The sequence below is a fragment of the Eleftheria terrae genome (assembly GCF_030419005.1).
GTDB classification, from domain to species: Bacteria; Pseudomonadota; Gammaproteobacteria; order Burkholderiales; family Burkholderiaceae_C; genus Caldimonas; species Caldimonas terrae.
Genome location: NZ_CP106951.1, coordinates 3276308 through 3301850 on the forward strand (window position 1 = coordinate 3276308; position 25543 = coordinate 3301850).

Here is a 25543-nt window from a genome sequence, read left to right on the forward strand (position 1 = left end):
CGGCCCGGGCACGGCCACAGCGTTGCCCCGGCAAGGCGCATGCCGCCGTGCCGTGCGCGGTGCCGGGGCGGGCCGGTGCTGCAGGGGGCAGCCTGCGCTAGGCCGGGTGGCTTGCGGTGGCCAACGGCGCCCCGTCGACGAAGGCCTTCAGCTCACCCGGCTCGAACGCGACCCAGGCTTCGTTGTCGGTCAGGGGCTCGGTGACGATCACGGCGACCCGGTCCCGCGGTGTCGTCACCTCGGCGAAATTGACCGTGACGTCCTCGTCCTGCAGGCGGGCCACCGGAAAGGGGTGCTGGCGCACCAGGTAGTGCAGCCGTGTCGAGCAATGGGCCCACAGCGCATGGCCGTTGCTGAGCATGAAGTTGAAGGTGCCGTGGGCGGCGATCTGCGGCACCAGCTCCTGCAGCGTCTCGGTCAGTTGCTCGGGCGTCGGCACCATCGCATGGTTCTTGGCCAGCTCCTGCAGGAGCCAGCAGAAGGCCTGTTCGCTGTCGGTATCGCCCACCGGGCGGAAAGCGGCATGCAGCCGCGGCGCAAAGCCCTTGAGGTCGCCGTTGTGGGCGAACACCCAGTAGCGGCCCCACAGCTCGCGCACGAAGGGATGGCAGTTCTCCAGCGCCACCCGGCCCTGCGTGGCCTTGCGGATGTGGGCGATGACGTTGGTGCTCTTGATCGGATAGCCGCGCACCAGCTCGGCCACCGGCGAAGCCAGGGCCCGCTGGTGGTCCACGAACAGCCGCACGCCGGTGCCTTCGAAGAAGGCAATGCCGAAGCCGTCGGCATGCTCCTGTGAGCGCGTGGCAAAACCCGTGAAGCTGAACACGATGTCGGTCGGTGTATTGCAGTTCATGCCGAGGAGCTGGCACATGGGGCACCGTCGGGGAAGTCACAGGTCAGCCCATCCTAGACGAAGCGCAGCACCCGCCCGCACCACCCGCCGGCAGGCCCCGGCTTTTCCACCGTCGCGCTTCTCAGCCCTTCATGCGCTGGCTCCGTCCAGCAGGGCGGCAAACAGCCCACGGTAGTCGTCCGCCGAAGGCCGGCGCGGCGCGGTGGAGGTGTTGCCGTCGATCACGCTGTGCGCCACCAGTTCGTCCAGGTGCTGCGGGCCCACGCCCATGGCGGTGAGCGAGCCGGGCAGCCCCAGCTGGCGGTTCAGCGCCTCGAAGAAGGCGGCCAGGTCGGCCCCCGGCGCCAGGCCCATGGCTCGGCGCAGGCGGTCGTACTTGGCGCCCACATGGCCTTCGTTGAAGCGCAGCACCGCCGGCAGGATCACCGCGTTCAGCGTGCCGTGGTGCGGGCTGAGCCCGTCCAGCCGGGCCACCGCATGGCTCATCGCATGCACCGCGCCGAGGCCCTTGACGAAGGCCATCGCACCTTCGGTGGAGGCCATCATCATGTGCCAGCGGGCTTCGCGGTCCTGGCCGTCGGCCACCGCACGCAGCAGGTGGCCCTGGCCGATGGCCCGCTCCAGGCCGTCGAGGCCGACCGCCTCGGCCGGCGGGTTGACCACCGGCGACAGCACCGCCTCGATGCAGTGGGTGACCGCGTCCATGCCGGTGGCGGCGGTCAGGCCGGGCGGCAGGCCCAGCGTGAGGTCGGGGTCGCAGATCGCCACCCGCGGCACCAGCAGCTCGCTGACGAAGCTGTGCTTGCGGCCATCGCGGCAGATGATGACAGTGGCCACGCTCACCTCCGAGCCGGTGCCGGCGGTGGTGGGAATGGCGACGATGGGCGCCACCTCGCGGATGCGCGCCCGCCCCTGCGGCTCGGTCATCGCGTACTGGGTGAGCGGCGGCGGCAGGCGGGCCAGCAGCGCGACCGCCTTGCCGAGGTCCATCGGCGAGCCGCCGCCGAGGCAGACCACACCGTCGCAGTCCTCCGCCTGGTAGAGCCGCAGTGCGTCCATCACGGCGTCTTCGGTCGGGTTGGCTGGCACCTCGCTGAACAGCACCCATGGCAGCTCGGCCGGCCAGACGGCCTTGAGCGCAGCCAGGATGGGGCCACGGGCCAGCGACGGGCCGCTGACCACCAGCGGCCGGCGCATGCCGGCACGCGCCAGCGCCCGGCCGATGCCGGCCAGGGCGCCATGGTCGAAGTAGGTGGTGGTGAGGTAGTTGAGGACGGCCATGCGGACTCCGCGCGACAGGGTCGCTGAAAGGAGCCGCCACCGTAGCGCAGGCCGCCCGCCCGCGCTTTCGCGCAGGTGACACCGCCGCCCGCCACGCGGGCGACGGCCCGCCGGCTCAGATCTCTTCGTACAGCGGCAGGGTCAGGAACTCGGCGAACTCGTCCTGGGTGCTCATTACCGCGAAAATCTCGGCCGCACGGTCGAACTTGCCCGGCACGCCAGTGGCCTTCACCTTCTCCAGCTCCTCGGCCACGAAGCCCTTCACCATCTCGGCCGTGACCTTGCGGCCATCGTCCAGCACGCCCTTGGGCGAGCGGATCCACTGCCACACCTGGGAGCGGCTGATCTCGGCGGTGGCCGCGTCTTCCATCAGGTTGTGGATGGGCACGCAGCCGTTGCCGGCCAGCCAGGCGCCCAGGTAGTGGATGCCGACATTGATGTTCATGCGCAGGCCGGCCTCGGTGATGGGCGCCTCGGGCTTGAAGTCGAGCAGCTCGGCAGCACTCACCTGCACGTCCGGGCGCTGCTTGCCGATCTGGTTGGGCCGCTCGCCCAGCACCGCGAGGAATTCCTTCATCGCCGGCTCCACCAGGCCCGGGTGAGCCACCCAGCCGCCGTCGTAGCCGTCGGTGGCATCGCGCTTCTTGTCGTTGATGATGCCCTGCATCGCCACCGCGTTCTTCTCGGGATCGTTCTTGATCGGGATCAGCGCGCTCATGCCGCCGATGGCCGGCGCATTGCGCTTGTGGCAGGTCTTGAGCAGCAGCAGCGCGTAGGCGCGCATGAAGGGGCTGGTCATCGTCACCTTGGCGCGGTCGGCCAGGCAGAAGTTCTTGTCCACCTTGAACTTCTTGATGCAGCTGAAGATGTAGTCCCAGCGGCCGGCGTTGAGGCCCGCGCTGTGCTCGCGCAGCTCGTAGAGGATCTCGTCCATCTCGAAGGCGGCCAGCACCGTCTCGATCAGCACGGTGGCCTTGATGGTGCCTTGCGACAGGCCCAGCTCGTTCTGAGCGGCGACGAAGATGTCGTTCCACAGCCGCGCTTCCAGGTGGCTCTCCATCTTCGGCAGGTAGAAGTAGGGGCCGGCGCCGCGGGCCAGCTGCTCGCGTGCGTTGTGGAAGAGGAAGAGCGCGAAGTCGAAGATGCCGCCGCTGACGCGCTGGCCGTCCACCGTCACGTGCTTCTCGTCCAGGTGCCAGCCGCGCGGGCGCACTTGCAGCGTGGCGATCTTGTCGTTGAGCTGGTAGGTCTTGCCGCCCTGCTCGAGGCGGATGGTGCGGCGGATCGCTTCGTAGAGGTTGATCTGGCCCTGGATCTGGTTGCTCCAGCTGGGACTGTTGGAGTCCTCGAAGTCGGTCATGTAGCTGTCCGCCCCCGAGTTGAAGGCGTTGATGACCATCTTGCGCTCGACCGGGCCGGTGATCTCCACGCGGCGGCACTCCAGCGCCTTGGGGATGGGTGCGATGGTCCAGTCGCCGTCGCGGATGGCTTGCGTCTCGGGCAGGAAGTCGGGGCGTTCGCCGGCGTCCAGGCGCTGGGCGCGCTCGACCCGGGCCTTCAGCAGTTGCTGGCGGCGCGCCTCGAAGCTGCGATGCAGCTTGGCGACCAGTTCGAGGGCCGGCAGGGTCAGGATGCGCTCGAAACCGGGCTCGATGGCACCGGTGATCTGCATGCCTTGGGGCAGGGGAAGGGACATGGTCAGCTCCTAGAACGATAGGTCGGGAAACGATGAATGGTCTGCCGGGGCCAGGCGGCAAGCGGGCCGGCCGGGCGTCATGCCCGCGCCCCCTCGCCACCCAGCAGCGCCAGCACCTCGTGGAGGTTGCGGCCCTCACGCGTCGGGCGCACGCCCAGCTCCTCGGCCGGCAGGCCGAGGCGGTTGAGCCAGAAGGTGGTGAAGCCGAACCAGGTGGCGCCCACCGCGTCCCAGCCGTTGCCGGACACGAAGAGCACCTGGCGGGCCGTCAGCTCCGGGCGCTGGCGCTGCAAGGTCTGCAGGCCGAGCGCATAGACGCGCGGATCGGGCTTGAAGCAGCGCAGCGGCTCGACGCTGACCACCGCCTCCAGCAGGCCCTGCAGGCCGGCGCTGCGCACCGCGATCTCCAGCATGGCGGGGTCGCCGTTGCTCAGGATGCCGGTGGGCACGCCGCGCGCCTTCAGTGCCTGCAGCACCTCCCGGTTCTCGGGATAGGCGCTGAGGTGGCGGTACTGGTTCATCAGCCGCTCTTCCCGCTCGGCGGTGAGCGACAGGCCGAGCCGCCGGCTGCTGTAGCGCAACGCGTCGCGCGTCAGCTCCCAGAAGGGCCGGTAGCGGCGCCCGCCGGGGTCGGCCATGCTGACCAGGCGGGTGTACTCGATCTGCTTGTCACGCCATGCGGTGGCCAGCGCCTCGCCCTGGCCCGGGTAGAGCTGCTCGGCCAGCAGCCCGACGCTGTACACGTCGAACAGCGTGCCATAGGCATCGAACAAGACCGCATGGAGCACGGGCAGCTTCATGCCGTCACTTTATTCGGAACTTGTGAAGTGATTACAAGTGCACTTTGCGTTTTATCTTTGACTGAAAACGATGCAATCGCCACCACCCCCATGCCGCTTCCAGAGAGAGGAGCGGCTGTATTACTGACCCTGGCGATCGACAAGGGGCGGATCCTCGGTTGATTTTTTACTTTTCGGCGGATAGTCTGGCGCCGGTTGTGCATTACGCACGGACAGGCATGGACCGACTCAAGCAGATCGAATCGTTTGTCGCTGTGGCCACCAAGGGCAGCCTGACGGCGGCCGCCAAGGCCGAGGGGGTGGCGCCGGCGGTGATCGGCCGCCGCATCGATGCGCTGGAGGAACGACTGGGCGTCAAACTGCTGGTGCGCACCACCCGCCGCATCAGCCTGACGCACGAGGGCAGCGCCTTCCTCGAAGACTGCCAGCGCCTGCTGACCGACCTCGCCAATGCGGAGGCCAGCGTCTCCGAAGGCGGCGTGAAGGCCAGCGGCCACCTGCGCATCACCGCGCCGGCCGGTTTCGGGCGCCGCCATGTGGCGCCGCTCGTGCCGCGTTTCCTGTCGCTGCACCCGGAGGTGTCGCTGTCGCTCAACCTCAGCGACCGGGTGGTGGACATCGTGAACGAGGGCTTCGATTGCGCGGTGCGGGTCGGTGACCTGCCCGACTCCAGCCTGGTCAGCCTGCGGCTGGCCGACAACCGGCGGCTGTGCGTGGCCACGCCGTCCTACCTGAAGCGCCGGGGCGCCCCGCAGCACCCTGGCGAGCTGAACCAGCACGACTGCCTGACGCTCAGCTCGGACGCCAGCCAGACCCGTGGCTGGGCCTTCATGGTGGACGGCCAGCTGACCCACCTGCGGCCGCCCGGGAAGCTCGATTGCTCGGACGGCCAGGTGCTGCACGACTGGTGCCTGAGCGGCCTGGGCATCGCCTGGCGCTCCACCTGGGAGGTCGAGTCCGAGCTCGCCGCCGGCCGGCTGGTGCAGGTGCTCGAAGCTTATGCGGCGCCGCCGAACGGCATCTATGCGGTGTTTCCGCAGCGCAAGCACCTCCCGCTGCGGGTGCGCCTGTGGATCGACTTCCTCAAGCACAGCTACGGCGACCCGGGATACTGGCAGCGGCCGCCGCCGGCCCCCGGTGAAGTCCTCGTCGCATGAGCGACCTGTCCCCGAGAAAGGAAAACCATGGTTCTTGAAGCCTTCCTCGCCTACGCCCACATTGCCGCCATCCTGACGCTGGTGGTGTTCCTGACCAGCGAGGCGGCACTGTGCCGCACCGAATGGATGAATGCCGCCGTCGTGCGCCGGCTCGGCCGGCTCGACCAGATCTACCTGGCCGCCGCCTTCGCGGTGCTGCTGACGGGCGTGGCGCGCACCGTCTGGGGCTACAAGGGCACCGGCTGGTACTGGAGCCAGCCGTTGCTGCACCTGAAGCTGACCTTGTTCGTCGTGATCGGCGCGATGTCGATCCGGCCGACCCTGCTGTTCATCCGCTGGCGCAAGGCGCTGGACGCCAGTGGCGCGCTGCCGCCCGAGGCCGAGGTGCGCAAGGCACGGCGCTGGATCATGATCCAGGCCCACCTGCTCCTGCTGGTGCCGCTGGCGGCGACCCTGCTGGCCCGCGGCGTCTGGACCCGTTGAGAACGAGGAGAGCCCATGCCCCCCATCCTTCACCGACCCATCCGCCTGCTGCCGGTGCTGGCCGCCGCGGCCATGCTCGCCGCTGGCGCCGGCCAGGCGCAGACCCTCAGCAAGCGCAAGCCCGGCCTCTGGGAAGTGCAGCAGACCCAGCACAGCGGCCAAGTGGCGGGCCAGGCCATGCCGTCCAAGCGAGAGATGGACGCGGCCCACGCCAAGATGACACCGGCGCAACGCCAGCAACTGGAGCAGGGCATGCGCGAGCGCGGCCTGGGCCTGGGCTCCAAGCCCGGCGCGATGCGCTACTGCCTGTCGCCCCAGATGGCCGAGCGCGATGCCTTTGCCCAGGCACCCGACCCGTCGATGAAATGCGAGCACAGCCTGTCGCCCACCTCCTCCAGCGAGGCCCGCTTCAGCTTCAGTTGCAGCGGCCCGCAGGGCTCGCTCAAGGGCGAGGGCCGCGGCTGGAACATCACGCCCGAGGGGTACCGCACCTCGATGACCATGGAAGGCACCATCCAGGGCCAGCCGATGAGCATGAAGATGGAGCAGACCGGCCGCTGGCTCGGCAGCGATTGCCAGGGCATCAAGCCGCTGGGCGGCTGAGAGGCCGCAGCCTCAGTAGCGCCGGTTGAACAGCGGCTCCAGCTGCGCCGGCGGCAGGGGGCGGCTGAACAGGAAGCCCTGCGCCTCGTCACAACCACGCCGGCGCAGGAAGTCGACCTGCTCGCGCGTCTCGACGCCTTCGGCCACCACCCGCAACTGCAGGCTGCGGGCCAGGCCGATGATGGCGCTCACGATCACCGCGTCGTCGGGGTCGCTGACCAGGTCGTGCACGAAGGAGCGGTCGATCTTCAGCAGGTCGACCGGAAAGCGCTTGAGGTAGGCCAGGCTGGAATAGCCGGTGCCGAAGTCGTCCACCGAAATCTTGATGCCCAGGCCATGCAGCTGGCCCAGCGTGGCCACCGCCTGCTCGGTGTTGTGCATCAGGGTCGTCTCGGTGATCTCGACCTCCAGCAGCCGGGGGTCCACGCCGGTCTCGCCCAGCACCCGGTCCAGCACGCCCAGCAGGTTCAGGCTGCGGAACTGGCGCGCCGAGACATTCAGCGAGATCGGGCAGATCTCCAGCCCCTTGGCGGTCCAGCGCTCGATCTGGCGGCAGCATTCGCCCAGCACCCATTCGTCGATGGCCACCACCAGGCCGGTTTCCTCCGCCAGCGGGATGAACTCGACCGGGCTGACCGAGCCCCGGCTCGGATGCTGCCAGCGCAGCAGGGCTTCGCAGGCGCACAGCAGGCCGCTGCCCAGCTCGTAGCGCGGCTGGAAATGCAACTCGAATTCGCCGCGCTCGATCGCCCGGTGCAGGTCACTCTCCAGCAGCAGCCGCTGCGAGGACAGCAGGTCGTCGTGGCCACTGAAGAAGCGGTAGCCGCCGCGCCCCTGCGCCTTGGCCTGGTACATCGCGGCACGCGCCTCGTCGAGCAGGCCTTGCGCCGACTCGGCATGCCCCGGGAACATCGCAATCCCCACCGAGGGCGTCAACCGCAGCTCCAGCCCGTCGATCTCGTAGGGGAGCGACACCTCGCCGATCAGCTGGCCCGCCATGCGTGCCGCCTCGGCCGGGCCGTCCAGGCCCGGCAGCAGCACCGCGAACTCGTCGCCACCGACCCGCGCCACCGTGTCGCCGCTGCGCAGGCTGCGCCTCACCCGCTCGGCCACCCGCTGCAGCAGCCGGTCGCCCATCAGGTGGCCCAGCGTGTCGTTGATGTTCTTGAAGCGGTCGAGGTCGAGGAACATCACGCCCGCCAGCCGGCCTTGCTCGCGCGCCTGCACGGTGGCCTGTTGCAGGCACAGCTCCAGCACGCGGCGGTTGGGCAGGCCGGTGAGGGCGTCGTGCTCGGCCAGGTGGCGCAGCTGGCCTTCCGCGACACGGCGCGCTTCCGTCTCCTGCCGCAGCTGCGCCTGGGCCAGCGCCAGCGCCTCGCCGCATTCGCGCAGCCGCGCCTGCAGGTCCTGTAGCTCATGCGTGCGCGCCGCCTCCTCGCGCGGGAGGGAGCCGGGGTCCGGGGGACGATGGGAGGGCGTGCTCATCGGGCTGCAGCCATTGTCGAGGAAGGCGGGCGAACGTGCCGTCGGTCCACGGCACATGATGCGCTCTCAAGCAAGTCTGGAGCCTGCCCCGCCATCACAGGATGCGCTGGGGATGGGAAAGCGCCTCATGCGCCGCATGCAGGCGCCGCACCAGCACTGCGATGAAGGCCTCGTTGAAGCGCCCGCGGCAGGCCAGGCTGATCTGCCCGAGTGTTTCAGGAGTGAAGGAAATGGTGGTGATCGGATCAATCACCACCACGTCGGCAGTGCGCAGGCGCAGCTCCCGGCTGGGCGCCAGGTAGGCCATCTCGCCCACCAGCATGCCGGCCTTCAGCACCTCTACCCGCTGGCCGTCGCGCTGCACCTCGACCGCGCCCTGGGCGATGATGTGGAAGTCGCGGCCCTTCTCGCCGCGGCGCATCAGCCGGTGGCCGGTGGCGAAGCGCTGCCAGCGGGCCTGGTGCACCACCTCCCAGAGCTCGACATCGTCGAAGTCGGAGAAAAAGTCGAGCTGGCGCAGCAGGCTGAAGCGTTCGGAGTCGAGCACCGCCTGCAGGTTGCCGCGCGGCACCTGGCGGTTCGTGACCAGGCCGGCCAGCGCGTTGGCGAAGTCCTCCCACTCCGCATAGCGGTCCTCCGGCCGCTTGTTCAGCGCGCGCAGGATGACGTCGTCCACCGCCGGCTCGACCGCATGGCGCCGCTCGCTGGGCGGCACCACCGGCCCGTTCAGGATGCCCTGGATCATGGCCGCCTGCGATGCGGCCTCCACCGGCGCGTGGCCGGTCACCAGGTGGTAGAGCACCGCACCCAGCGCATACATGTCGGACTGCGCGTTGAGCGCGCCGCCGTCCAGCTGCTCGGGCGACATGTAGGTCAGCGAGCCGACCCGGTGCACCTGGGTGGTGTCGGCGCCGAGGTTGAGCACGCTGCCGAAGTCGCTCACCTTGACGTCGGTGACATGCCCGGCGGTGGAGACCGTGAGGATGTTGGCCGGCTTGACGTCGCGGTGGATGAGCCCCTGGCGGAACACGTAGCCGAGCGCCATCGCGCACTTGAAGCCGATCTCGACGATCAGCTCCAGCGGCAGCAGCTGGTCGACCCGGCAGTACGGGCGCAGCGTGCTGCCCGGCACATGCTCCATCACCAGGTACTGCTCGCCGGGGGTTTCCACCGCGTCGTAGATCTGCACCACGTGCGGGTGGTGCAGCCGCCCGACCAGCGCCGCCTCGGCGGCGAAGAACCGCGAGTAGTAGCGGCCGTCCACCGGGTCACGCAGGGCAGCCTCGCGCACCCGCTTGACGGCCACGTCGCGGTCGTGGAACTCGTCGCGGCAGAGGAAGACCTCGCTCGTCGCGCCTTCCCCCAGCTTGCGCACCACGCGGTATTCGCCGATCTGTTCGGGCAGGGACGGGGAGGTCTCGGGGGCGTCTGTCATTCAAACCGCTGCGGCGTCGTTGGCAGCGCCCATCATTTCATTGCTGCCGCCGGGCCGCAAGCGGGCAAGCCAGGCCGAACCGAAAAGTAGAATCGCCGGATGATCCGCGCCAAACACGAACTCCTTGAAGCCCTGGCCGCCGAGCTGGCGGCGCTTGCCCCCGGGCAGACGCCCGTGGCGGCCTTCGAACTGCCCAAGCAGGCCGCCCACGGCGACCTGGCCTGCACCTCGGCCATGCAGCTGGCCAAGCCGCTGAAGAAAAACCCGCGCGAACTGGCCCAGCAGCTGATCGACGGCCTGAAGCAGCGCCCCGCCTTCGAGCGCTGGGTGGACAGCATGGAGATCGCCGGTCCCGGCTTCATCAACCTGCGGCTGAAGCCGGCCGCCAAGCAACAGGTGGTGGCCGAGATCCTGCAGGCGGGCGAAGCCTTCGGCCGGCAGCCGGCCAATGGCCAGCGCGTGATGGTGGAGTTCGTCTCGGCCAACCCCACCGGCCCCTTGCATGTGGGCCACGGCCGCCAGGCGGCGCTGGGTGACGCCCTTTGCCACCTGTTCGAGACGCAGGGCTGGGACGTCACGCGCGAGTTCTACTACAACGACGCCGGCGTGCAGATCGGCACCCTGGCGCACTCCACCCAGCTGCGCCTGCAGGGCCTGAAGCCGGGCGACGCCGGCTGGCCGGAGGCGGCCTACAACGGTGAGTACATCGCCGACATCGCGGCCGATTTCCTGGCCCGCCAGACCGTGAAGGCCGACGACCGCGAGTTCACCGCCTCGGGCGATGCCACCGACCTGGACGGCATCCGGCAGTTCGCGGTGGCCTACCTGCGCCATGAGCAGGACCTCGACCTGCAGGCCTTCGGCGTCAAGTTCGACAACTACTTCCTCGAATCCAGCCTGTATGGCAGCGGCCGGGTCGAGCAGACCGTGCAGAAGCTGATCGCCGCCGGCAAGACCTTCGAGCAGGACGGCGCGCTGTGGCTGCGCAGCACCGACTACGGCGACGACAAGGACCGCGTGATGCGCAAGTCCGACGGCACGTACACCTATTTCGTGCCGGACGTGGCCTACCACATCAACAAGTGGGAGCGCGGCTTCACCAAGGTCATCAACGTGCAGGGCAGCGACCACCACGGCACCATCGCACGGGTGCGTGCCGGCCTGCAGGCGGCCGGCGCCGGCATCCCGCAGGGCTACCCCGACTACGTGCTGCACAAGATGGTCACCGTGATGAAGGGCGGCGAGGAGGTCAAGATCTCCAAGCGTGCCGGCTCCTACGTGACCCTGCGCGACCTCATCGAATGGACCAGCCGCGACGCGGTTCGCTTCTTCCTGATCAGCCGCAAGGCCGACACCGAGTTCGTCTTCGACGTCGACCTCGCCCTGAAGCAGAACGACGAGAACCCGGTGTACTACGTGCAGTACGCGCATGCGCGCATCTGTTCGGTGCGGGAGAAGTTCGTCGCGGAGTACCAGGGCGACCTCGCAGCGTTGCAGCAGGCCGACCTGTCGCACCTGGTGGCCCCCAGCGAGACCGCCCTGATGCTGAAGCTGGCCGAGTACCCGGAGATGCTCGCGCGCGCTGCCAACGACCTGGCGCCGCACGACGTGGCCTTCTACCTGCGTGACCTGGCCGGTGCCTACCACGCCTACTACGCGGCGCAGCGCTTCCTGGTGGAGGATGCGGCGCTCACCCGCGCCCGCCTGGCCCTGCTGACCGCCACGATGCAGGTGCTGCGCAACGGGCTGGCCGTGCTGGGCGTGGGTGCCCCTGAAAAAATGTGAGCACCGTCGGGTGCCCGGACCTCAACGAAAGCCACAACACATGAAAAAGCAACGCGGCGGCTTCATCCTCGGCATGATCGTCGGCCTGCTGGTCGGCCTGGCACTGGCGCTCGGCGTGGCCTTGTACGTCACCAAGGTGCCGGTGCCCTTCGTCAACAAGGTGCCCTCGCGCACCGCCGAGCAGGACGCGGCGGAAGCCGAGCGCAACCGGAACTGGGACCCCAACACCCCGCTGCAGGGCCGCACGCCGGCCCGGCCGCAGGCCAGCACGCCGGCGGCTTCCGAAGCCGCGACGCCGGCTGCTTCGGCGGCCCTGCCGCCGGGCCTGCGCAACACCCCGCAGACCGCCTCGCGCACGGTCGATGCGCCGCGGCCGGCAGCCTCGGCGGCCGCCGCGTCCTCGCGCGACCCGGCAGCCATCCTGGCCGGCCAGGCGCCCGACGGCGGTGCGCCCGCCGACAAGCCGGCGGCCGACAACGCCGCCTACTTCGTGCAGGCCGGCGCCTATGCGCGCCAGGAAGAGGCCGAGCAGCAGCGTGCCAAGCTGGCCATGATGGGCCTGACCGCCCGCATCACCGAGCGCGAGCAGACCGGCCGCACCGTCTACCGCGTGCGCCTGGGCCCCTTCGACTCGCAGCCCGAGGCGGATGCAGCGAAGGAAAAGCTGGCCGGCAGCGGCATCGACTCCGCCCTGGTGCGGGTGCAGCGCTGAAGCCACCGGCTGGCGCCGCCGATGAACTTTGCGGCCCGTGCCGACTCCGACCCGGGCATTCGCCATGAACAAGAAAGGATCCTTGGATGAAGCGTCGTGATTTCACTGGCCGCCTGGCCGCCTGGGCGGGCGGCTCTGCCGTCGCCCCCTGGCTGGCCGGCGTGGCGACCACCGGCGTCGCCGGGCTGGCCCAGGCCCAGTCCTTCCAGGCCGGCAAGGACTACGTGCAGCTGCGGCAGCCGCAGGCCGAGCCGGGTGCCGGCGTGGAGGTGGTCGAGTTCTTCTGGTACGGCTGCCCGCACTGCTTCCGCTTCGAGCCGCTGCTGCAGGCCTGGGTCAAGAAGCTGCCGCAGGGCGTGCGCTTTCGCCGGGTGCCGGTGGCCTTCCGCGATGAGTTCGTGGTGCACCAGCGCATCTACTACGCACTGGAATCGATGGGGCTGGTCGAGCAGATGCACCAGCGCGTCTTCAACGCGATCCACAACGACCACAAGCCGCTGAACGAGGCCAACGCGATTGCCGACTTCATGGCGGCCAACAATGTCGACCGCGCCAAGTTCCTGGAGGCCTACAACTCCTTCGGTGTGCAGACCAAGGCCCGCCAGGCCAAGCAGCTGGCCCAGGCCTTCGAGATCGAGGGGGTGCCCGCCCTCGGCATCGGCGGCCGCTACCTCACCAGTGGCAGCCATGCCGGCTCGCTGGAGCGCTCGCTCCAGGTGGCCGACTACCTGATCGCGCAGTCGCGCGGCAAGTGAGCCTTCACCACGGCCTGCGGAGCGGGCCGTGCCCTGCCGCGCGGCCGGCCGTTCTTCCGCAAATGGCCGGCTTGTGTGCAAAAGCTGTGGGCTGCACCGCAGCATGCGGCCGGCAGTGGGCTAGAATCAGCTGAACTGCAAGTTTCATGCCTTCATGAGCCCCAAGTCCGTGCCTTCCACTGCGCTTTCCTTCTCGTCCGGGACGGCCCGGCGCCGTGCCGCCTGGGCCCTGCCCGTGCTGCTGGCGCTGGGGCTGTGCGCCGCCGCTCCCGGCGTGCGTGCCGAGCGCGCCGACCGCGCCAAGCCGCTCAACTTCACCGCCGACAACCTGCGCTATGACGATGCCAAGCAGACCAATGTGCTGACCGGCAATGTGGTGATCACCAAGGGCACCATGATCATGCGCGCGGCCCGGGTCGAGGTGCACCAGACGCCCGACGGCCACCAGTCCGCCACCGGCGTCGGCACCGGTCGCCCGGCCTTCTTCCGGCAGAAGCGCGAGGCCGTCGACGAGTACATCGAGGGCGAGGCCGAGCGCATTGCCTACGACAGCAAGAGCGACACGCTGCGCCTGAGCGGCAACGCCGTGATCCGGCGCTATCGGGGCGAGGCGCTGGCCGACGAAGTGGCCGGCCAGGTCATCACCTACAACAACGCGGCCGAGGTCTTCACGGTCGACGGCGCGGCCGGCGGCGCGCCGGGCGGCCGCGTGCGTGGCGTGCTGTCGCCGCGCCCGGCGCCAGGCGCCAGCGGCGCCACCGAGGGCACGCCGGCGGCGGGCACGAAGGACCGGCCGTGAACGCCACCGCCACCCCGCGCGAATCGCGCAAGAGCCGGCTGGAAGCGCAAGGCCTGCAGAAGACCTACGGCGCCCGCAAGGTCGTCAAGGACGTGCACCTGGCGGTCGAGAGCGGCGAAGTGGTGGGCCTGCTCGGGCCCAACGGCGCCGGCAAGACCACCAGCTTCTACATGATCGTGGGCCTGGTGCGGGCTGACGGCGGCGAGATCAAGCTCGACGGCCGCAACGTCGAGCGCCGCCCCATCCACGAGCGCTCGCGCCTGGGACTCAGCTACCTGCCGCAGGAAGCCTCGATCTTCCGCAAGCTCACGGTCGAGGAGAACATCCGCGCGGTGCTGGAGCTGCAGCACGACAAGAAGGGCCGTCCGCTGCAGAAGGCCCAGATCGAGCAGTACCTGAACTCGCTGCTGCACGACCTCAGCATCGAGAAGCTGCGCCACACGCCGGCGCCAGCGCTCTCCGGCGGCGAGCGCCGCCGTGTCGAGATCGCCCGTGCGCTGGCCAGCCGGCCGCGCTTCATCCTGCTCGACGAGCCGTTCGCCGGCGTCGACCCGATCGCGGTGATCGAGATCCAGCGCATCATCAACTTCCTGAAGGCACGCGGCATCGGCGTGCTGATCACCGACCACAACGTGCGTGAGACGCTGGGCATCTGCGACCACGCCTACATCATCAGCGAGGGCGCGGTGCTCGCGCAGGGCACGCCGGGCGAGATCGTCGAGAACCCCGACGTGCGCAAGGTCTACCTCGGCGAACACTTCCGCATGTGATGAAACCGTCGCTGCAAGTTCGCCTCTCCCAGCACCTGGCGCTGACCCCCCAGCTGCAGCAGTCCATCCGGCTGCTTCAGCTGTCGACGCTCGAGCTCCACCAGGAGGTCGAGCAGATGCTGGAGCAGAACCCCTTCCTGGAGCCCGACGACGACTACGCCGGCGAATCCGCCCAGGCCAGCAGCCTGCCCGAGCGTCCGGTGACGCGTGAGCAGAGCCAGACCGCCGACGCCGAGCACAACGAGGGTGGCGACGCCCCCGACGCCGCGGCCAGCGTCGACTCGGTGGAGTTCGGCGCCACCGAACGCGACGACTGGGAGAACGGCACCGAGCGGGACGACTTCGACGGCATCCGCGAGACGCCCAGCAACCGCAACGGCGCTGCCGACGAGGACGACGTCGACCCGATCGACCGCGCCTCGCCCGGCATCAGCCTGCAGGACCACCTGCGCCAGCAGCTGCTGGGCATGCGGCTGGACCCGACCGATGCGGCGGCGGTGATGGTGCTGATCGAGTCGCTCGACGAGGACGGCTACCTGGCCGACTCGCTGGACGCCATCGTCGCCGAGCTGGTGCCCGAGGACGACCCCGAGGCCCGCGAGGAACTGCTCGACCGCCTGCAATGCGCGCTGCGCTGGCTGCAGCACATGGAGCCGACCGGCGTCGGCGCGCGCAACCTGTGCGAATGCCTGAGCCTGCAGCTGCGGGCGCTGCCACGCAGCGAGGCGCAGATCATCGCGCTGATGATCTGCAAGGGCAGCCTGGACGCGCTGGCCCGCCGCGACATCAAGAAGCTGATGGCCGCCACCGGCGCCGACGAGGAGCTGATCAAGCAGGCCCAGTCGCTGATCGTGGCGCTGGAGCCCAAGCCGGGCCGCCCCTTCGTGCGGGCCGAGGCCAACATCGTCGTGCCCGACGTGATCGTGCAGAAGTCCGGCCGCAACTGGAAGGTGGTGCTCAACCCGGACGTGATGCCCAAGCTGCGCATCAACGACCTCTACGCGCAGGCCATCAAGCAGCACCGCTCCGGCGACAGCCAGGGCCTGAGTGCCCGGCTGCAAGAGGCACGCTGGTTCATGAAGAACATCCAGCAGCGCTTCGAGACCATCCAGCGCGTCTCGCAGGCCATCGTCGAGCGGCAGAAGAACTTCTTCACCCATGGCGAGATCGCGATGAAGCCGCTGGTGCTGCGCGAGATTGCCGACGAGCTGGGCCTGCACGAGTCCACCATCTCGCGCGTGACCACCGCCAAGTACATGGCCACGCCCTTCGGCACCTTCGAGCTGAAGTACTTCTTCGGTTCCTCGCTCAACACCGACGCCGGCGGCAATGCCTCCAGCACCGCGGTGCGGGCGCTGATCAAGCAACTGGTGGCCGCCGAGGACGCGCGCAAGCCGCTGTCGGACAGCCAGCTCAGCCAGATGCTGGAGGAGCAGGGCATCCAGGTGGCCCGCCGCACCGTCGCCAAATACCGTGAGGCGCTCAAGATCGCCCCGGCCAACCTGCGCAAGAGCCTGTGAAACCCTTTGACCTGTTCCTGCCCTGCGCCGGTGGCGTGGAGGAGCTGCTGGCCGAGGAGGCCATGGCCATCCTCGGTCCCGAGACCTCCGGCACGCTGGAGCGCGGCGGCATCGCGCTGCGCGGCGACGCCGCGGCGGTGATGGCGCTCAACCTGGAGAGCCGGCTGGCGCAGCGGGTGCTGGTGCGTGTCGCGCACGGCCCCTACCGGCTGGAAGACGACCTCTACGCACTGGCCCGCCAGGTGCCGTGGCAGGCCTGGCTGACGCCGCAGCAGACCTTCAAGATCGACGTGACCGCCCAGCGCTCGCCGCTGCGCAGCCTGAACTTCGCCGCGCTGCGCATCAAGGATGCGCTGTGCGACGTGATGCGCGAGGAAAGCGGCGACCGCCCCAGCGTCGACACCCAGCGGCCGCAGCTGCGGGTGATGCTGCACCTGACCGAGACGCATGCCACCCTCTATGCGGACACGTCCGGCGAGCCCCTCTTCAAGCGCGGCTGGCGCGAGGACAAGGGCGAGGCCCCGCTGAAGGAGACGCTCGGCGCCGCGATGCTGGCTGCCGCCGGCTGGAAGGGCCGGCCCGAGCAGGGCGGCGCGCTGCTCGACCCGTGTTGTGGCTCGGGCACCATCGCGATCGAGGCGGCCCAGATCGCCTGCGGCATCGCTGCCGGGTCCAGGCGCCGCTTTGCCTTCGAGGGGTTGCCGCCCTTCTCGGGGCCGCAGGCGCGGGCCCAGTGGCAGGCGCTGAAGCAGCAGGCCCAGCAGCGCGTGCATGCGCCGGCGGTGCCGGTCTTCGCGAGCGACGTGGCGTTCCGCATGGTCGACTTCGCGCGCCGCAATGCCCAGCGCGCCGGCGTCGCGCACGCCATCGAGTTCCACGGCGGCGACGCCCTGGAGCGGCCGGCGCCGCGCCTGCCCGACGGCCTGGCACGCACGCTGATGGTCAACCCGCCTTACGGCGAGCGCATCGACGCGCGCGGCAGCGTCGGCCGCAGCCGCGCCGAGACCGATGCGCCGGATGACTTCTTCCCCCGCCTTGCCGCGCACTGGAAGCGCCACTTCACCGGCTGGACGGCCTGGATGTTGAGCCCCGACATGAAGTTGCCGTCGCGCATGCGGCTGAAGGAAACCCGGCGCGTGCCGCTGTGGAACGGCCCGATCGAATGCCGGCTGTTCCGCTTCGACATGGTCGCCGGCCGCGTGCGCGAAGACCGGGCGGAGCCGCCCGACGGCGATTGAGCGCGCTGCGGCGGCGGCCTCAGCCGCCCAGGTAGTCGGCGACGATGGCCGCGCTGTAGCGGCTGGCCACTTCGCGGATGAAGGCCGGAAAATCGACGTGGGCGGTGTCGTCGGCGCGGTCCGAGATGGTCCGCAGCACGGCAAACGGCAAGCCGAAGTCGTGGCAGACCTGGGCCACCGCGGCGCCTTCCATCTCCACCGCCAGGGCCTGCGGCAGCGCTGCGCGCAGCGCCTCGCTCTCGGCGGTGCCGCTGACGAAGCGGTCGCCACTGATCACCAGTCCGCGGTGCAAGGCGCGGCCCTGCAGGCCGAACGCCGCCACCGCGTCGGCGCCCAGCCGGGCCGGCGCCTCGGCCAGCACCCGCTGGCTGGCGCGTGCCAGGCCGTCGTTCATGGCAGCGTCAGCCTCGAAGCGGCTGCGGCCGTAAAGCGGCACCTCGTGGCGAGGAAACAGCGGTGAGGCGTCCATGTCATGCTGCAGCAGGTGCTCGGCCAGCACCACGTCACCGACCTTCACCCCGGCGCCCAGGCCGCCAGCCACACCGGTGAACAGCAGCCGCTCCACATCGAAATGCGTGGCGAGCAGGGTGGCCGTGGTGGCCGCCGCCACCTTGCCGATGCGCGAGAGCACCACCACCACGTCCCGGCCGTGCAGGTGGCCGAGCCAGAACTCGCGTCCTCCCAGCGGCCGGCGCTGCTCGTCGGGCATCAACGCCAGCAAGGCGCTCAATTCCTCGTGCATGGCGGCCATGATGGCAATGCGGGGCATGGCAGGGGCATCCTTGGCTCGGCCCATGGACAGGCCGGTGCTGGGCACCGGCTGGGGTGTCAGCGCAGCGGCACGGGGCCTCAGCGCGTGCGCAATTCTCGCCGCAGGATCTTGCCTACTGGCGACTTCGGGAGCTCCTTGCGGAACTCGATGATGCGCGGGCGCTTGTAGCCGGTGAGGTTCTGCTCGCAGAAGGCCCGCACGTCGGCCTCGCTCAGCCCCGGCTGCTTGCTCACGACGACCAGCTTCACCGCCTCGCCGGAGCGTTCGTCGGGCACGCCGACGGCGGCACATTCGAGCACGCCTTCCATGCGGGTCACGACGTCCTCGACCTCGTTCGGGTAGACGTTGAAGCCCGACACCAGGATCATGTCCTTCTTGCGGTCCACGATGCGGAAGTAGCCGCGCTCATCCACCGTGCCGATGTCGCCGGTGCGGAAGAAGCCGTCGGGCGTCATCACCTTGGCAGTCTCGTCCGGCCGCTGCCAGTAGCCGGCCATGACCTGCGGGCCACGGATGCAGATCTCGCCCGGCTCGCCCGGCGGCACTTCTCGGCCGGCGTCGTCCAGCAGGCGGAACTCGGTGGACGGCAGGGGCAGGCCGATGGTGCCGGTGTAGGCGCTGCTGTCGGTCGGGTTGCAGCTGGCGGTCGGCGAGGTCTCGCTCAGGCCGTAGCCTTCGCAGATCGGGCAGCCGGTCTTCTCCAGCCACAGCTTCGCGGTGGCCTGCTGCACCGCCATGCCGCCGCCCACGCTGAGCGTGAGGCCGCTCCAGTCCACCTTGTCGAAGTCAGCGTGATGGGCCAGCGCACTGAACAAGGTATTGACCGCGGGGAAGCTGTGGAACTTCTGCCGCGACAGGTCCTTCAGCACCGACGCCAGGTCGCGCGGGTTGGGGATCAGCACGTTGCAGCCGCCGATGCGCATGCTGAGCATCATGTTCACCGTGAAGGCGAAGATGTGATAAAGCGGCAGCGCGCAGATCGTCACGGTCTGCTCGCCAGGCGGCACCTTGCGCATGGCCGGGCCGTTCCAGGCTTCGGACTGCAGCACGTTGGCGATGACGTTGCGGTGCAGCAGCACCGCCCCCTTGCTCACCCCGGTGGTGCCGCCCGTGTACTGCAGCACCGCGATGTCCTCGCGGCCGATCTCGGGCTTCCTGAACGGCGTCTTGCGGCCGGCGGCAATGGCGTCATTGAAGCGCACCGCGCCGGGCAGCTGGAAGGCCGGCACCAGCTTCTTCACCTTGCGCACCACGTAGTTGACGATCATGCCCTTGGGGAAGCCGAGCAGGTCGCCCATGGCGGCCAGCACCACCTGGCGGGTCGGCGTCTGGCCCTGGCATTCCTGCAGCGTCTTGGCGAAGTTCTCGATGATGACGATGGCCTTCGCGCCGGAGTCCCTCAGCTGGTGCTCCAGTTCCCGCGGCGTGTACAGCGGGTTGACATTGACCACCACCATGCCGGCGCGCAGGATGCCGGCCACCGCGATCGGGTACTGCGGCATGTTGGGCATCATGATGGCGACCCGGTCGCCCTTCACCAGGCCAGAGGCTTGCAGGTAGGCCGCAAAGGCCCGCGACAGGTCGTCCACCTCTCCGAAGCTCACCGTCCTGCCCAGGAACTTGTAGGCGGCACGGTCGCGGTATTTCTGGAAGCTCTCCTCCAGCAGGCCGACCAGCGAGCTGTACTGGTCGGGATCGATCTCGTGCGGAACACCTTCAGGGTAGTGCTCCAGCCAAACCTTGTTCATTCAGTTACTCCGCTTAGACGCGAGATTCTGACTGATGGCTGACAAGACGCGCATCAGGTGTTTCGATAAAGGACAACAAACCCGAGGAAACCCGCGAATATCCCACCGCCGGCCCGCGCTGAAGCGCCCATCGGGTCGCGCGTTGGCGGCCAGAAGGACGGCCAACTGTGAGTTTTTGTGAACTGAACTTCGGGCCGCGACGCCGAGGCGCCTACACCGTCGGCCGCTCGCCCCGGTGCCGCGGGCGGCCTGTCCGGAGAGCCCCGGCAGGGCTTCCGACAAGCGTCAGCCTTTACCTACACGAGCACCGTTGCAGATGTCGCAGCAGGAAAACCCTGCATCGTCCGGCCGCGGGCAGCATGGGCTTTCAGCGTGACTTGCCGGCTCCGCCCGCCCCGCGAGGCGCAGCCAGGAAAGCCACATTCGGGCCCCCGTGGCTCTGCTATGGACAGATCAAGGAGTGAACATGAACAAGCACGCACTGCTCGCCACCAGCCTGGCCGTTCTGATGGGCACCGCCGCCGGCGTCGCCACCGCACAAACCGTGACCGGGCCGAACGGCGAGACCATCTCGTCCACCGGACCGGGCTCCAGCAGCGGCTCGGTGGAGCCGAACTCGCCCATGGCGCGTGGCACCTTCGCCGCAGACGGCAGCACCGCGCGGCCGGAAGACCTGGCAGCCAGCAGCAGCAGCAGCAACCTGAACAACAGCTCGACGTATGGCACCACCACGGACCAGCCGAGCACCTCGACCTACGGCACGCCGGCCGAGCAACCGACCGGCTCCACCTACGGCAGCCAGCCGCAGCCCGACACCGCCACGACACCGCAGGGCAGCGACCTGTCGGCGCCGGTCGACGCGACCACGCCGGCCACCAGTCCCCAGGGCACCATCGAGCCCGGCACGGCACCGGCACCGACGCGCTGAGGCCGCGGACCGAAACGCCATTCATTGCGCTCTCATTGCATCTTCTTCAAGGCAGCTTCGGCTGCCTTTTTTTTCGTGCGGTGCCGGCCTGCATGGCCACGGTGAGGACATGGAACGCGAAGGTCCCGGGAAGCTCCGCAGGCTCTGGGTCCCCTCCCCCTGTCCTTCGTGCCGGCCTCCACCCAGCGCGAGGTGCGCCAGCCGTCGCCGGCGAAGGCGCCGGCGCGCGCCGCCCTGCGGCCGCCGCGTACGCAACGCCCCTCCACCGATCGGACGCCGCCCCGCCGTTCTGGGGATTGCCCCCAAGCCGCTCGGGCTGGAAGATCGCGCGCGAAGTCGAATACCAGCACAATCCGCCGCTTCCCGGGGAGGAAGACATGCCATCGCATCCACTGCTGGAGGCCGCAGCACAAGACGACCGGACGCACGACGAAGAACTGCGCTTCGCCCGCAACTTCGCCGCCCACCCGCTGTGGGTGGCCGGCCGCTACGGCGAACCGGTCAATGGCCGGGCTCGCACCCGGCTCAGTTTCATGCCGTACGACGGCGGCACCCGCCTCGGCCTGACGGCCTATGTCGAGGAAGGCGCCCACCTGGGCGACCCGGGTTTTGACGACACCGCGGTGATCGCGTGCAGCGGCGCGGTCCTGCTGTCCTGGACCCAGCAGCAGAAGTTCGACGCGGTGCTCAGCGACGGCGAGCACATCGCCATCTTGCCCTACACCGCGCTGTGCAACCTGCGCACCGCCTTGCTGCTGACGTCCGGCACGCCGCAAGTGCAGGTGAGCCGGGGCCTGCCGCGGGTGGACCTGTTCGCACGCTCGCTGTACGACTACTGCGAACGCCATCCCGACGTGCAGGCCTGCTGGCTGTGCTTCATCGTCGCGCCCGGCATCGTCACCAGCGTTGGGGTCTGGCTCGAAGCCGGGCTGCGGGCCGCGCATGAGGAAGAATTCGATCGCCTGGCGCTGCTGCACCTGCCGCCCGGTGTGGGCCTGCTGCACCTGGCTGGCGAGGGCCGCCGCAGTCCACTGGGCACGCCGGAAGTGCGGCAGCAGGCGGCGTTCTACCAGCGCGGCCAGCCGCTCGGCTGGTGGGGCCGACTGCGCCGCTCGCTGGTGCGCCCGCGGGTGCCGGTGGTGACTGTGGCGCCTGCCGGCCTGCAGGCCGCAGAACCCGGAGCGGGTAGCTAGTGCGTGGGGGCCGGCGGGCGACGCCCGAGGGCGGGTGGCGGCTGCCTGCGAGGCGCTGCGGCCCTGGTCGGGCCGCAGCGCGCCGGGACGGTGCGCCGGGACGGTGCGCCGGGGACGGTGCGCCGGGTCGCGGCGCCAGGCCGGGCGACCACGGCCGGCCGGCACACAGCCCGCACGCCCGTCCCTATTCGACCGCTTTCACCATGTCTTCGACGACCTTCTTCGCGTCGCCGAACACCATCATCGTCTTGTCCATGTAGAACAGCTCGTTGTCGAGGCCGGCATAGCCGGCCGCCATGGAGCGTTTGTTGACGATGACGGTCTTGGCCTTGTAGGCCTCCAGGATGGGCATGCCGTAGATCGGGCTGCCCTTGACCTGGGCGGCCGGGTTCACCACGTCGTTGGCGCCCAGGATGATGGCCACATCGGCCTGGCCGAACTCGCCGTTGATGTCCTCCATCTCGAACACCTGGTCGTAGGGCACCTCGGCCTCGGCCAGCAGCACGTTCATGTGGCCCGGCATGCGGCCAGCCACCGGATGGATGGCGTACTTCACCGTCACGCCACGGTGCGTCAGCTTCTCGGCCAGCTCCTTCACCGCATGCTGGGCCCGTGCCACCGCCAGGCCGTAGCCCGGCACGATGACCACCGTCTCGGCATTGCCGAGGATGAAGGCAGCGTCGTCGGCGCTGCCGCTCTTGACGCTGCGCTGCTGCTGAGCGCCACCGGTGGCCGCGGCCGCATCGCCGCCGAAGCCGCCCAGGATGACGTTGAAGAAGGAGCGGTTCATCGCCTTGCACATGATGTAGCTCAGGATGGCGCCCGAGGAGCCCACCAGCGAGCCGGCGATGATCAGCATGCTGTTGTTCAGCGAGAAGCCGATGCCCGCCGCCGCCCAGCCCGAATAGCTGTTGAGCATCGAGACCACCACCGGCATGTCGGCGCCGCCGATCGGGATGATGATCAGCACGCCCAGCACGAAGCTCAGTGCGAGCATCGCGAAGAACGCGCTCCAGTCGCCGCTGGCGGTGAACAGGCCGCCCAGGCCCAGGGTGCCCAGCGCCAGCACCAGGTTCAGCAGGTGCTGGCCGGGAAACGACACCGGCGCGCCCTGGAACAGGCGGAACTTGTACTTGCCGCTGAGCTTGCCGAAGGCGATCACCGAGCCGCTGAAGGTGATGGCACCGATGGCCGCGCCGAGGAACAGCTCCAGCCGGTTGCCGGCCGGGATGGGGCGGCCCTTCTCGACGATCTGGAAGGCCCACGGCTCGGCCACTGCCGCAATCGCGATGAACACCGCCGCCAGGCCGATCATGCTGTGCATGAAGGCGACCAGTTCGGGCATCTTGGTCATCTCGACGCGCTTGGCCATCAGCGCGCCGACACCGCCGCCCACCACCAGGCCGCCCAGCACCCAGGCCAGCCCGGTGGAGGGCCGGTCGCCGGCGTACTTGATGATGAGCGCTGCGGTGGTGACGATCGCGATCGTCATGCCGGCCATGCCGAATAGGTTGCCGCGGATCGAGGTGGTGGGATGCGACAGGCCCTTGAGGGCCTGGATGAAGCAGACCGACGCCACCAGGTAGAGCAGCGTCACGACATTGAGGCTGAGTCCCATCGTCATTGGCTCCCTGCCGCGGTGGGCTTCTTGTCCTTCTTGCGGAACATCTCGAGCATGCGGCGCGTCACCAGGAAGCCGCCGAAGACGTTGACCGCGGCCAGCGCCACCGCCAGCGTGCCCATGCCCTTGCCGAGGGTGGTCTCGGTCAACGCCGCCGCCAGCATCGCACCGACGATAACGATGGCCGAGATCGCGTTGGTCACCGCCATCAGGGGCGTGTGCAGCGCGGGGGTGACGGTCCACACCACGTGGTAGCCCACATAGATGGCGAGCACGAAGATGATCAGGTTGGTGATGAGCGGACTGACATCCATGCCGGTCTCTCCTGCAAGGTTGTGAAAGGGACCCCGGCTGGCGCGCGCGGGGCGCGCCGGCCTCGATGCGTGGCGAAACTCAGAACTTGCGGACTTCCTTGATGCGGTTCTGCTCGTCGAGCAGCACCACCTTGGGCTTGTGGTCGCGGGCGTGGTCCTCGCTCATCGGCGCATAGGTGCAGATGATCAGCAGGTCGCCGACATGTGCCTTGCGGGCCGCCGCCCCGTTCAGCGAGATGGCGCCCGAGCCGCGTGGCGCCTTGATGATGTAGGTCGAGAAGCGCTCGCCGTTGTTGATGTTGTAGAGCTCGATCTGCTCAAACTCGCGCATGTCGGCGGCGTCCAGCAGGTTCTCGTCGATGCCGCAGGAGCCCTCGTAGTGCAGGTCTGCTTCGGTGACGGTGGCGCGGTGCAGCTTCGCGCGCAGCATGTTTCGGTTCATTTTCGGGTTACCTGGCCGTTGTGCGTCATGCGGCAAGCGGCCACGATGTCGTCTTCGAGGTCGATGTGAAGCCCGCCTTCCTTGCCGATGATCAGCTTCAGGAAGTCGAGCACGTTGCGGGCATAGAGGGCGGACGCATCGGCCGCCACCAGTGCCGCGAGGTTGGTCTCGCCGACCAGGGTCACGCCATGCTTGGTGACGGTCTTGCCCGGCTCGGTGAGCGGGCAGTTGCCACCTTGCGGCGCGGCCAGGTCGACGATGACCGAGCCCGGCTTCATGCTGCGGACCATCTCCTCGGTCACCAGCACCGGCGCCGGGCGGCCGGGAATGAGCGCGGTGGTGATCACCACGTCGGCCAGCGCAACGCGCTTGGCCACCTCCGCCTTCTGGCGGTCCAGCCAGCTCTGCGGCATGGGGCGGGCGTAGCCACCGACGCCTTCGGCCGCTTCCTTCTCCTCGGCCGTCTCGTAGGGCACGTCGATGAACTTGGCGCCGAGCGACTCGACCTGCTCCTTCACCGAAGGCCGCACGTCGGACGCTTCGATCACTGCGCCGAGCCGCTTGGCGGTGGCGATGGCCTGCAAACCGGCCACGCCGACACCGAGGATCACCACCCGGGCCGCCTTCACGGTGCCGGCCGCGGTCATCAGCATCGGGAAGAAGCGCTGGTAGCGATCGGCCGCGATCATCACGGCCTTGTAGCCGGCGATGTTGGCCTGCGAGCTGAGCACGTCCATGCTCTGCGCCCGCGTGGTGCGCGGCGCGGCCTCCAGCGCAAAGCTGGTCAGGCCGGCGGCGGCCAGGCGCTGCAGCCCCTCGGCGTCGAAGGGGTTGAGCATGCCGACCAGCACCGAGCCGGCCCGCGCCAGCGACAGCTCGCCTGTCTGGGGTGCTCGCACCTTCAGCACCAGTTCGGTATTCCAGGCGCCGGGCTGGTCGGTGATTTCGGCGCCCACCGCCAGGTAGGCCTCGTCGGGCGCGGAAGCCGCCACGCCGGCGCCGGCCTGCACCCGGACCGTGTGGCCCTGGGCCTTGAGTTTCTTGGCCGTCTCGGGGGTCACCGCAACGCGGGTTTCGCCCGGCACGGTTTCGAGCGGTACGCCTATCAGCATGGAGCCCTCCTGGGGATGGGTTCTGGAATGTGTTCGTGTGA

Annotated in this window: 24 protein-coding genes; 12 read left to right on the top strand and 12 right to left on the bottom strand. The window is 69.3% G+C overall.

Annotated elements, in window-relative coordinates; translation table 11 throughout:
• Positions 1-97: 97 nt before the first annotated feature.
• The 4 genes from N7L95_RS14480 to N7L95_RS14495 all read right to left on the bottom strand — a co-directional run bounded on the left by N7L95_RS14480 (position 98) and on the right by N7L95_RS14495 (position 4630).
• Entirely contained in the window at positions 98-871 is a 774-nt protein-coding gene (locus tag N7L95_RS14480) for a class II glutamine amidotransferase (protein ID WP_301255952.1), read from the bottom strand.
• 111 nt (positions 872-982) lie between these two features.
• Positions 983-2134, bottom strand: coding sequence for an iron-containing alcohol dehydrogenase (locus N7L95_RS14485; RefSeq protein WP_301255953.1), 1152 nt, complete (start codon positions 2132-2134; stop codon positions 983-985).
• Between the two features lie 115 nt (positions 2135-2249).
• Positions 2250-3830: a malate synthase A gene (gene aceB, locus N7L95_RS14490; protein WP_301255954.1), complete on the bottom strand. Its 1581-nt coding sequence runs from the start codon at positions 3828-3830 to the stop codon at positions 2250-2252.
• 77 nt (positions 3831-3907) lie between these two features.
• On the bottom strand, positions 3908-4630 hold the full coding sequence (locus tag N7L95_RS14495; protein WP_301255955.1) for a haloacid dehalogenase type II: 723 nt from the start codon (positions 4628-4630) through the stop codon (positions 3908-3910).
• 218 nt (positions 4631-4848) lie between these two features.
• On the opposite strand from N7L95_RS14495, the gene N7L95_RS14500 reads away from it, so the two are divergent.
• Genes N7L95_RS14500 through N7L95_RS14510 form a run of 3 tightly spaced genes read left to right on the top strand, consistent with a single transcriptional unit; the run spans position 4849 to position 6873 of the window.
• The gene (locus tag N7L95_RS14500) at positions 4849-5787 is read left to right on the top strand and encodes a LysR family transcriptional regulator (protein WP_301255956.1); all 939 of its coding nucleotides are present in this window, start codon (positions 4849-4851) and stop codon (positions 5785-5787) included.
• 27 nt (positions 5788-5814) lie between these two features.
• Positions 5815-6270, top strand: coding sequence for a DUF2214 family protein (locus N7L95_RS14505; RefSeq protein ID WP_301255957.1), 456 nt, complete (start codon positions 5815-5817; stop codon positions 6268-6270).
• Between the two features lie 15 nt (positions 6271-6285).
• Positions 6286-6873, top strand: a complete 588-nt coding sequence (locus tag N7L95_RS14510) for a DUF3617 domain-containing protein (RefSeq protein ID WP_301255958.1) — start codon at positions 6286-6288, stop codon at positions 6871-6873.
• Between the two features lie 12 nt (positions 6874-6885).
• Here N7L95_RS14510 and N7L95_RS14515 read toward each other — a convergent pair whose 3' ends face one another.
• Positions 6886-8358 carry a putative bifunctional diguanylate cyclase/phosphodiesterase gene (locus N7L95_RS14515; RefSeq protein WP_301255959.1) on the bottom strand — a complete coding sequence of 491 codons (1473 nt, stop codon included), beginning with the start codon at positions 8356-8358 and terminating at the stop codon, positions 6886-6888.
• Positions 8359-8452: 94 nt separating this feature from the next.
• On the bottom strand, positions 8453-9793 hold the full coding sequence (locus tag N7L95_RS14520) for a serine/threonine-protein kinase (protein ID WP_301255960.1): 1341 nt from the start codon (positions 9791-9793) through the stop codon (positions 8453-8455).
• Between the two features lie 99 nt (positions 9794-9892).
• On the opposite strand from N7L95_RS14520, the gene argS reads away from it, so the two are divergent.
• The 7 genes from argS to N7L95_RS14555 all read left to right on the top strand — a co-directional run bounded on the left by argS (position 9893) and on the right by N7L95_RS14555 (position 17372).
• The gene (argS, locus tag N7L95_RS14525; RefSeq protein WP_301255961.1) at positions 9893-11578 is read left to right on the top strand and encodes an arginine--tRNA ligase; all 1686 of its coding nucleotides are present in this window, start codon (positions 9893-9895) and stop codon (positions 11576-11578) included.
• Positions 11579-11618: 40 nt separating this feature from the next.
• Positions 11619-12290 (top strand): SPOR domain-containing protein, encoded by a 672-nt coding sequence (locus N7L95_RS14530; protein ID WP_301255962.1) that lies wholly within the window; start codon positions 11619-11621, stop codon positions 12288-12290.
• 86 nt (positions 12291-12376) lie between these two features.
• The gene (locus N7L95_RS14535; RefSeq protein ID WP_301255963.1) at positions 12377-13045 is read left to right on the top strand and encodes a thiol:disulfide interchange protein DsbA/DsbL; all 669 of its coding nucleotides are present in this window, start codon (positions 12377-12379) and stop codon (positions 13043-13045) included.
• A 154-nt stretch (positions 13046-13199) separates the two neighbouring features.
• Positions 13200-13844 (top strand): lipopolysaccharide transport periplasmic protein LptA, encoded by a 645-nt coding sequence (gene lptA / locus N7L95_RS14540; RefSeq protein ID WP_301255964.1) that lies wholly within the window; start codon positions 13200-13202, stop codon positions 13842-13844.
• Positions 13841-14614, top strand: coding sequence for an LPS export ABC transporter ATP-binding protein (gene lptB / locus N7L95_RS14545; RefSeq protein WP_301255965.1), 774 nt, complete (start codon positions 13841-13843; stop codon positions 14612-14614). The genes lptA and lptB overlap by 4 nt, the downstream gene beginning before the upstream one ends.
• Positions 14614-16134 (top strand): RNA polymerase factor sigma-54, encoded by a 1521-nt coding sequence (locus N7L95_RS14550; protein ID WP_301255966.1) that lies wholly within the window; start codon positions 14614-14616, stop codon positions 16132-16134. Before lptB ends, N7L95_RS14550 begins: the two co-directional genes overlap by 1 nt.
• Positions 16131-17372, top strand: coding sequence for a THUMP domain-containing class I SAM-dependent RNA methyltransferase (locus tag N7L95_RS14555; RefSeq protein WP_301255967.1), 1242 nt, complete (start codon positions 16131-16133; stop codon positions 17370-17372). The genes N7L95_RS14550 and N7L95_RS14555 overlap by 4 nt, the downstream gene beginning before the upstream one ends.
• 19 nt (positions 17373-17391) lie before the next feature.
• Here N7L95_RS14555 and N7L95_RS14560 read toward each other — a convergent pair whose 3' ends face one another.
• Both N7L95_RS14560 and N7L95_RS14565 read right to left on the bottom strand, forming a co-directional pair.
• Positions 17392-18141, bottom strand: a complete 750-nt coding sequence (locus N7L95_RS14560; protein ID WP_301255968.1) for a 5'-methylthioadenosine/adenosylhomocysteine nucleosidase — start codon at positions 18139-18141, stop codon at positions 17392-17394.
• 80 nt (positions 18142-18221) lie between these two features.
• The gene (locus N7L95_RS14565; protein WP_301255969.1) at positions 18222-19892 is read right to left on the bottom strand and encodes a long-chain-fatty-acid--CoA ligase; all 1671 of its coding nucleotides are present in this window, start codon (positions 19890-19892) and stop codon (positions 18222-18224) included.
• 466 nt (positions 19893-20358) lie between these two features.
• On the opposite strand from N7L95_RS14565, the gene N7L95_RS14570 reads away from it, so the two are divergent.
• Both N7L95_RS14570 and N7L95_RS14575 read left to right on the top strand, forming a co-directional pair.
• Positions 20359-20820, top strand: coding sequence for a hypothetical protein (locus N7L95_RS14570; protein ID WP_301255970.1), 462 nt, complete (start codon positions 20359-20361; stop codon positions 20818-20820).
• Between the two features lie 377 nt (positions 20821-21197).
• Complete coding sequence (locus N7L95_RS14575; protein ID WP_301255971.1) at positions 21198-22013, top strand: hypothetical protein; 816 nt, start codon at positions 21198-21200, stop codon at positions 22011-22013.
• A gap of 184 nt (positions 22014-22197) precedes the next feature.
• Here the strand turns inward: N7L95_RS14575 and N7L95_RS14580 are convergent, their stop codons facing one another.
• From N7L95_RS14580 to N7L95_RS14595, 4 genes are all read right to left on the bottom strand, one after another.
• Entirely contained in the window at positions 22198-23637 is a 1440-nt protein-coding gene (locus N7L95_RS14580; protein WP_301255972.1) for an NAD(P)(+) transhydrogenase (Re/Si-specific) subunit beta, read from the bottom strand.
• Positions 23634-23948, bottom strand: a complete 315-nt coding sequence (locus N7L95_RS14585; protein WP_301255973.1) for an NAD(P) transhydrogenase subunit alpha part 2 — start codon at positions 23946-23948, stop codon at positions 23634-23636. Before N7L95_RS14585 ends, N7L95_RS14580 begins: the two co-directional genes overlap by 4 nt.
• 79 nt (positions 23949-24027) lie before the next feature.
• On the bottom strand, positions 24028-24390 hold the full coding sequence (panD, locus tag N7L95_RS14590; protein ID WP_301255974.1) for an aspartate 1-decarboxylase: 363 nt from the start codon (positions 24388-24390) through the stop codon (positions 24028-24030).
• Entirely contained in the window at positions 24387-25502 is a 1116-nt protein-coding gene (locus N7L95_RS14595) for a Re/Si-specific NAD(P)(+) transhydrogenase subunit alpha (protein ID WP_301255975.1), read from the bottom strand. The genes panD and N7L95_RS14595 overlap by 4 nt, the downstream gene beginning before the upstream one ends.
• Between the last annotated feature and the right edge of the window lie 41 nt (positions 25503-25543).